The organism is Mycobacterium sp. (assembly GCF_039583785.1).
Classification (GTDB): domain Bacteria; phylum Actinomycetota; class Actinomycetes; order Mycobacteriales; family Mycobacteriaceae; genus Mycobacterium.
On the sequence record NZ_JAVKSG010000104.1, the window covers coordinates 1 to 7,528 of the forward strand.

The 7,528-nt window shown below is 66.2% G+C and carries 7 protein-coding genes; 4 read left to right on the forward strand and 3 right to left on the reverse strand.

The window, feature by feature from the left end; all coding sequences use genetic code 11:
• Position 1: 1 nt before the first annotated feature.
• Positions 2 to 1,465: an alpha/beta hydrolase-fold protein gene (locus ABDV69_RS19285; protein ID WP_343577253.1), complete on the reverse strand. Its 1,464-nt coding sequence runs from the start codon at positions 1,463 to 1,465 to the stop codon at positions 2 to 4.
• A 75-nt stretch (positions 1,466 to 1,540) separates the two neighbouring features.
• Positions 1,541 to 4,855, reverse strand: coding sequence for a bifunctional lysylphosphatidylglycerol synthetase/lysine--tRNA ligase LysX (gene lysX, locus ABDV69_RS19290; protein ID WP_343577256.1), 3,315 nt, complete (start codon positions 4,853 to 4,855; stop codon positions 1,541 to 1,543).
• Between the two features lie 403 nt (positions 4,856 to 5,258).
• On the opposite strand from lysX, the gene infC reads away from it, so the two are divergent.
• From infC to ABDV69_RS19310, 4 genes are read left to right on the forward strand one after another with little or no spacing between them, the layout of a single operon-like run.
• Positions 5,259 to 5,858 carry a translation initiation factor IF-3 gene (gene infC / locus ABDV69_RS19295; protein ID WP_343577265.1) on the forward strand — a complete coding sequence of 200 codons (600 nt, stop codon included), beginning with the start codon at positions 5,259 to 5,261 and terminating at the stop codon, positions 5,856 to 5,858.
• A gap of 29 nt (positions 5,859 to 5,887) precedes the next feature.
• Positions 5,888 to 6,082, forward strand: a complete 195-nt coding sequence (rpmI, locus tag ABDV69_RS19300; protein ID WP_067331936.1) for a 50S ribosomal protein L35 — start codon at positions 5,888 to 5,890, stop codon at positions 6,080 to 6,082.
• A 51-nt stretch (positions 6,083 to 6,133) separates the two neighbouring features.
• Positions 6,134 to 6,523 carry a 50S ribosomal protein L20 gene (rplT, locus tag ABDV69_RS19305; RefSeq protein WP_343577260.1) on the forward strand — a complete coding sequence of 130 codons (390 nt, stop codon included), beginning with the start codon at positions 6,134 to 6,136 and terminating at the stop codon, positions 6,521 to 6,523.
• Between the two features lie 12 nt (positions 6,524 to 6,535).
• Positions 6,536 to 7,309 carry an RNA methyltransferase gene (locus tag ABDV69_RS19310; RefSeq protein WP_343577261.1) on the forward strand — a complete coding sequence of 258 codons (774 nt, stop codon included), beginning with the start codon at positions 6,536 to 6,538 and terminating at the stop codon, positions 7,307 to 7,309.
• On the opposite strand, the gene ABDV69_RS19315 is transcribed toward ABDV69_RS19310, so the two are convergent.
• The gene (locus ABDV69_RS19315) at positions 7,306 to 7,452 is read right to left on the reverse strand and encodes a hypothetical protein (RefSeq protein WP_343577263.1); all 147 of its coding nucleotides are present in this window, start codon (positions 7,450 to 7,452) and stop codon (positions 7,306 to 7,308) included. The two genes, ABDV69_RS19310 and ABDV69_RS19315, sit on opposite strands and share 4 nt — an antisense overlap.
• Between the last annotated feature and the right edge of the window lie 76 nt (positions 7,453 to 7,528).

Below are 7,528 nucleotides of genomic sequence, written 5' to 3' on the forward strand. Positions count from 1 at the left end.
GTTATCGACCGACCGACTCGGCATGCGTAATCGGATCCGGCGCGGGCGGCCCAGTCGACGGCGACGGGATCCGCGGCGCCCCGGGTGTGCCCAGTTGGCCGGCCAGCCAGGGCAGCGCCGCGAGGAAAGCGTTGCTGGCGAACGGCCAGTCATGCTTTCCGGGCTGTGCGACGATCGTGCAGTTGATGCCGTTCGCACGACCGAGCGCGCACAACGACTCCGCCGCCGCGGTCGGATCACCGGGTTTCGCTTCCTGACTGGTCAGGGTGGTGTCGCCCGCATCGGTCACCGAGACACCGTGGTGACGCCTCGACTCTGCGGTCGACGGCACGTCGAACCAGCCCGAGACTGCGGTGTAGCGTCCGTGTTTGGCGATGACGGTGGCGGGATCGAAGGCAGCCCAGGCGGCGGCATTGCCGCCGAACAGCCGGGCGATGGTCTGGGCCTTGGTCCCGGCTTCTGGACCAATGTTGCCGGCGATGTCGACGAATGAGCTGAACAACTCCGGGTGCATCACGGTCAGATCCAACGCGCACGTTCCGCCCATGGACCAGCCGACGACACCCCAATGCGCCGCATCGCCGCTGACACCGAACTTCGAGACCATATATGGCACAACATCTTTAGTGAGGTGATCGGCGGCGTTGCCGCGACTGCCGTTGACGCATTCGGTGTCGTTGTTGAAGGCTCCACCGGAGTCGACGAAGACGAACACCGGAGCGTTGCCGCCGTGGGTGGCGGCCAGTTCCTCGATCGTTTTCGCGGCGTTGCCGGCCCGCAGCCAGTCGGCGGGTGTGTTGAACTCGCCGCCGATCATCATCACCGTCGGCAACGGCGGTGGTGGGCTGCTGGAAAACCAGGCCGGCGGTAAGTAGACGAGTTCTCCGCGATGTTTGAAATGCGACGCGTCATCGGGAATCGCCACCGGTACGACGACGCCGTGGGCGGGTTGCAGTCCGGCGGCCGACATCGCAGCAACGCCCGCCGCGTCGGTCTGATGCGGAAGCGGTCCCGCCGTGAGCTGGTCCCACGCCGTCTGCACGGTGGGCAAGTAGCCGACCCAGAGGTTGAGCGTCAATGCGGCGCTGAGCAGACACAGCGGCACGGCCAGCATCGACGCACCCCGGTGCCACCAGCGGGCGCTGCCCCAGCCCAGGATCAGGATCGCGGCGGCCGCGCCGCTCCCGGCGATCCACCACCACAGCAGATGCGGCGCGGGATCGTCGGCCAGGCCGGCGCTGGCGATGTACCAGCGCGAGCACGCGGCCAACGCGGCACCCAGGACGGCGGCCACCGGTAGGTAGAACAGCCGCCACAGTCGCGTACGCCACCCGACGGCAACCAGCAGCAGGGGCACCGAGAGGGCCTGGATTACACCGGGCACCCAACCGTGCATCAACGAAGTGTGGTTGTCGACCAGCATCGCGATGGGGAGGTTCGCCGTTGAACCTGTCACGCAACCCATTGTCGTATTTTTTGCCTACCTTGAGCACGACTTTTGCGGATCTGCTGGTCCGCGTGTTTCACGACGACGAGTTGGCTAGCGCGGCTTGGCCAACGGGAAGGGCAGCGTCTCGCGGATGCTACGCCCGGTGACCAGCATGACCACCCGATCGACACCCATGCCGAGGCCACCGGTCGGCGGCATCGCATACTCCATCGCCTGCAGGAAATCTTCGTCCAGCTGCATGGCTTCCGGGTCTCCACCCGCGGCCAGAAACGACTGCTCCTCAAGGCGGCGACGCTGCTCGACGGGATCGGTGAGTTCGCTGTACGCCGTGCCCAATTCGACACCCCATGCCACCAGATCCCAGCGCTCGGCCAGCCCGGGTTGGCTGCGGTGTGGCCGGGTCAGCGGCGACACCGACGAGGGGAAGTCGATGTAGAAGGTCGGCTGTTCGGTGCGGTTTTCCACGAGGTGCTGGTAGAGCTCGAGTACTACCGCGCCGGCATCCCAGCGCGCGCGGTAGGGGATCTTCACGGCGTCGGACCACCGCCGCAGCGTGGCCAGGTCGGTATTGGCGTCGATGTGCTCACCGAGTGCCTCGGAGACCGCGTCGTGAACGGTCTTCACCGGCCAGACACCGGAGATGTCAACCTCTTCCAGCGAGTCGCCCGCTCCGGGCCGCAGCACCACCTGGGCGCCGTTGGCGGCCTGCGCGGCGTTCTGAACCAACTCGCGGCTACCGTCGATCCAGTATGTGTAGTCGGCGTGCGCCTGATAGGCCTCCAGCAGGGTGAACTCCGGGTTGTGGCTGAAGTCGACCCCTTCGTTGCGGAATGCCCGGCCCAGCTCAAAAACCCGTTCCATGCCGCCGACGCACAACCGCTTGAGATACAGCTCGGGTGCGATACGCAGATACAGGTCGAGGTCGTAGCTATTGATGTGGGTGATGAATGGGCGGGCAGTCGCGCCGCCGTGAACTTGTTGCAGGATCGGGGTTTCGACCTCCACGAATCCCTTGTCGTTCAACGTGTCCCTGATCGCTCGGAGCACGTTGCAGCGGGCCGCGATCAGGTCACGCGACTCGGTGTTGACGGCCAGGTCGACATAGCGACTGCGCACCCGCGTCTCGGGGTCGGTCAGCCCTTTCCACTTGTTCGGCAGCGGGCGCAGACATTTACCGATCAGCCGCCAGCGGTGCACGATCAGTGACTGGGTACCGGTCTTGCTGTATCCCATCTTTCCGGTGACCTCGACCAGGTCGCCGAGATCGATGGCCTTGGTGAAATCAGCGGTCAGACCGTGCTCCAGGGTCGAATTCTCCAGCAGCAGCTGTACTTTCGCCGACCAGTCGCGCAGCTCGGCGAAGAGCACGCCGCCAAAATCCCGGATCCGCAGCACTCGCCCCGAGACCGAGACGTCGGCCTGGTCGCCGGTCTTCAGGGCCTGGGCGACGGTGTGGCTCGGGGGCTGTCCGACCGGGTAGGCGTCAATCCCGCTGTTTTGCAACGCTTTCAGCTTGGACAGTCGGACCCGCATCTGCTCGGGCTGCCGGCGGCTGCGTTCATCGTGATCGCCGAAGTCGGTTTCGCGCAACGCCGTGACGTCCGGGGCCGAGCCGTCGTCGTTCAGCAGCCCGGTCGCCAGCAGTGTCGGTGGGACCGAAGGGCGTTGACCGGTGTGCTGTTCGTCGCGCCGTGCGAACGGCAGCATCAGGAAGCCCTCGGCGATCACCGACGCGACACCCACCCGCGGAATCATCCGGGTGTCTTCGTAGCAGGCGTAGCGCGGCACCCAATCGGGTTGGTACTTCATGTTGGAGCGGTACAGCGTCTCCAGCTGCCACCATCGCGAGAAGAACAATAGGAACCCGCGCCACAGCCGCGCGACCGGTCCGGCGCCCAGTTGCGCGCCCTGCTCAAAAGCGGAGCGGAACATGGCGAAGTTCAACGAAATTCGAGTGAGGCCCATGCGCTCGGCGTGCAAGGCGAGCTCGCTGACCATGAGCTCGATGGTGCCGTTCGGGGACTCCGGCGAGCGACGCATCACGTCCAGTGAGACCCCGTTCCGTCCCCAGGGCACCAGCGAGAGCATCGCGACCACCGTGTCGTCGGGATCGAGGGCCTCGACCAGAAGGCAGTCGCCGTCGGCCGGATCACCCAACCGGCCCAGCGCCATCGAGAACCCGCGCTCGTTGCCGGTGTGTCGCCAGGCATCCGCTCGCGAGGTCACCTGCGTCATCTCGGCCGGCTCGATGTCGTAGTGCCGGCGAATGCGCACCGTGAGCCCGGCGCGGCGGGCCCGAGTCACCGCCTGGCGTACCCCGCGCATGTCGCGTCCCGACAGCCTGAACTCGGCGGCGTGCAGTATCGCTTCGTCGCCGAGTTCCAACGCGTCAAGACCCGCCTGGCGAAAAGCCTTGGCCCCGGCCGAACTCGCACCCATGTTGCCCGGTTTCCAGCCGTAGCTCTGGCAGAGCGCCAGCCATGCGCCGATCGCCTGCGGCCACGCCCGCGGGTCGCCGATCGGGTCACCACTGGCCAGGCAGACACCCATCTCGACGCGGTAGGTGATCGCGGCGCGCCCGCTCGGCGCGAACACCACCGACTTGTCGCGGCGGGTGGCGAAGTAACCCAACGAGTCGTTCTTGCCCCATAATTCGAGCAGCCCGCGGATCGCCGACTCGTCCGCACCGGTCAACGCGTTTTCGGCGCGCTGCGATTGGAACAGCACGATCGCGGCGGCGATCAGGGCCATCGCGCTGAACAACCCCATCAGCGCGTTGAGGAAGGCCGGCGGTCGGCCGGTGAACTGTGCCGACTCGACGACCGCGAACCCGACCACCCGGTTCACCACATAGAACGGCCGGTCTTCGGCGGCCAGCGAGCGGGGGAACGTCTCGACCAGACCCCAGGACAGCACAATGCCGATCGCCCACCCGGTCAGCAGCACTCCGGCCGCCTTGTATAACGCGCCCCGGCGGACCTTGGCCCAGAACTCGCGGTAGGCGAGGGTCACCACCACGATCGCGGCGAGGTGCAGACCGAGGCCGAGCGTTTCGCCGAAGCTCTTTGCCCGGCTGGGGTGATCGGCGACCAGTCCGGCCACGTTGAGTCCCGCGGCCAGCAACAGGTTGAGCTGCAGCAGCCACCAGGCGACGCGCTTGCGGGCGGTCAGCGCTCCCGCCAGCAGGGCCAGCACGAACGACCACGCGAAGCTGGTGTCCGGGAAGTTGAAGACGTAGTAGTTGATGAATTCCCGCGGCACCCGAATCGCCCACCGGATCACCGGCGACACGCTGGCGATCAGCGACAGGGTGGCGATGATCCCGACGGTCCAGCCAGCGGCTGCCGGCACCCAGCGAAGTCGAGAATCCGACGCGCTTCGTGGGCGGGAGGCAGTAAGGGTCACAGACGGCGAGGATATTCGGTATTGCTACGGAATGCCTACGATCCGCCTGGCGCGGAATCGCCCGTGTCGGATCCCGGCGCCGTCGTCGGGAAGCGGTTGGACAACGACGTGTCCAGGCAGTGCGTCGTGACTGGTAGAATCGTCTTCGCGACGGTCTCCGGCCAAGCCTGAGACAGCAAGTGGAGTCCCGCTCCCACCGTTGGCCAACCAGGCTCAGCGGTCCGGTCACCAGCACATTAGATGTGCTTGTTCTGCGATTGGCAGGCGGCTTTTGCCGTGATCGGTCGGCACTGGGCCCTGCTTATGCAGGGCTTTTTTGCTGATGGTGTGGTATCCCGACCGCTGACTCCGGATGGAGCAGGTGACGGTCGCAATTGACCAGAAGATCAATGAGGGAGGCCCCATCAGCACTGAGATCCGCGTCAACGAACGCATCCGCGTACCTGAAGTCCGCCTGATCGGCCCGGGAGGGGAGCAGGTAGGCATCGTGCGTATCGAAGATGCGCTTCGCGTCGCCGCGGATGCCGATCTGGACCTCGTCGAAGTCGCGCCGGAGGCCAGGCCGCCGGTCTGCAAGATCATGGACTACGGCAAGTTCAAGTATGAGACGGCGCAAAAGGCGCGCGAGTCTCGCAAGAATCAGCAGCAGACCGTGGTCAAAGAACAGAAATTGCGACCCAAGATCGACGATCACGACTACGAGACCAAGAAGGGTCACGTGATCCGGTTCCTGGAGGCGGGAGCGAAAGTAAAGGTGACCATCATGTTCCGTGGACGTGAGCAGTCGCGCCCCGAGCTGGGTTACCGGCTGCTGCAACGTCTGGGCTCCGACGTCGCCGACTACGGATTCGTCGAGACATCGGCCAAGCAGGACGGACGCAACATGACGATGGTGTTGGCTCCGCACCGCGGCGCGAAAACCCGCGCCCGTGCGGCTCAAGATGCCGCCGGCCCCACGTCGCAGCCCGCAACCACCAGCGACCCTGAACCGTCGCCGAACTAGCACAAACGAGACAGAGGACGTAGAAAAAAATGCCCAAGGCCAAGACCCACAGCGGAGCGTCAAAGCGATTCCGGCGCACCGGCACCGGGAAGATCGTGCGTGAGAAGGCCGGCCGCCGGCACCTGCTCGAGCACAAGCCGACCAAGCGGACGCGACGCCTCGACGGGCGTACCGCGGTGGCTGCGAACGACACCAAACGGGTCAACCGAATGCTGAACGGCTGACCGGCGGCCCAGCGCCGGAACAACCACTTCCCCACGAGATAGGAACACCCCATGGCACGCGTGAAGCGGGCAGTCAATGCCCAAAAGAAGCGTCGCACCATCCTCAAGGCGTCCAAGGGCTATCGCGGCCAGCGGTCCCGCCTCTACCGCAAAGCCAAAGAGCAGCAACTACATTCGCTGACCTACGCCTACCGCGACCGTCGTGCGCGCAAGGGCGAGTTCCGCAAACTGTGGATCTCCCGGATCAACGCGGCGGCCCGCGCCAACGACATCACCTACAACCGGTTGATCCAAGGTCTCAAGGCCGCCGGTGTCGAGGTCGACCGCAAGAACCTCGCCGAGATCGCCGTCAGCGATGCCGCGGCGTTCACGGCGCTGGTCGAGGTTGCCCGCACGGCGCTGCCCGCCGACGTGAACGCACCACCCGGAGAGGCCGCCTAACCGCGCACCCCGGTGCTCACCGAACGATCGACCCGGGTGGTCGCTGCGGCAAAGCTGCACCGGCAGGTGGCCCGCCGCCGTAGCGACCGCTTTCTGGTGGAAGGCGCCAACCTGGTCGAGGCCGCGTCGCGGCGTGGGCTGGTCCGCGAGATCTTCGTCACCGAGACGGCCGCGCAGCGATACGCCGATCTTCTGACCGGGCACGCCGCGGCGGTCAACGTGGTCACCGAGCGGGCTGCAAAAGCCTTGTCGGACACCGTAACTCCAGCAGGCTTGGTCGCGGTGTGCGAGCATCCGAATGCTGTCCTGGCGCAGGTTCTGGCCCAGGCGCCGCGAGTGGTCGCTGTCGGCGTGGAGATCGGCGAACCCGGCAACGCCGGCACGTTGATCCGCATCGCCGACGCGATGGGTGCCGCCGCAGTGGTGTTCGTCGGGCACAGCGTCGACCCGTACAACGGCAAGTGCCTGCGCGCCTCGGCGGGCAGTATCTTCTCGATCCCGGTCGTCGTAGCCCCGGAGCCGGAAACCGCGATCACCGCCATGCGCGATGCCGGGCTGCGGACGTTGGCCACTACCGTGGACGGTGAATTGTCGCTCGACGACGCCGATCTCGCGGCACCGACCGCGTGGCTGTTCGGATCCGAGGCGCACGGGTTATCCGCGCGCGTCGCCGAACAGGCCGACGGCCGAGTGAGCATTCCGATGTCCGGCGGCGCTCAGAGCCTGAATGTTGCTTCGGCTGCGGCCATCTGCCTCTACCAAAGCGCACAGGCGCAACGCGGTTAAGCGGCCTTGCCCAGGCCGCGTGCCGGACGCAAGCCGGCCAGCGCGAACGTCGTGTGCACCAGCGAACCGGCACGGTCGATGATGGATTTGTGCGGCGGGAAGTAGTGCATCGGCAGCCCGCGACGGTCCGACGTCGGCGCCATGAAGCGTGCAGCGTCGGCGGAGTCGCGTGATCAGGTGGTTCGCCGCCGATCGTGGTGGACACCACCACGACGGTCG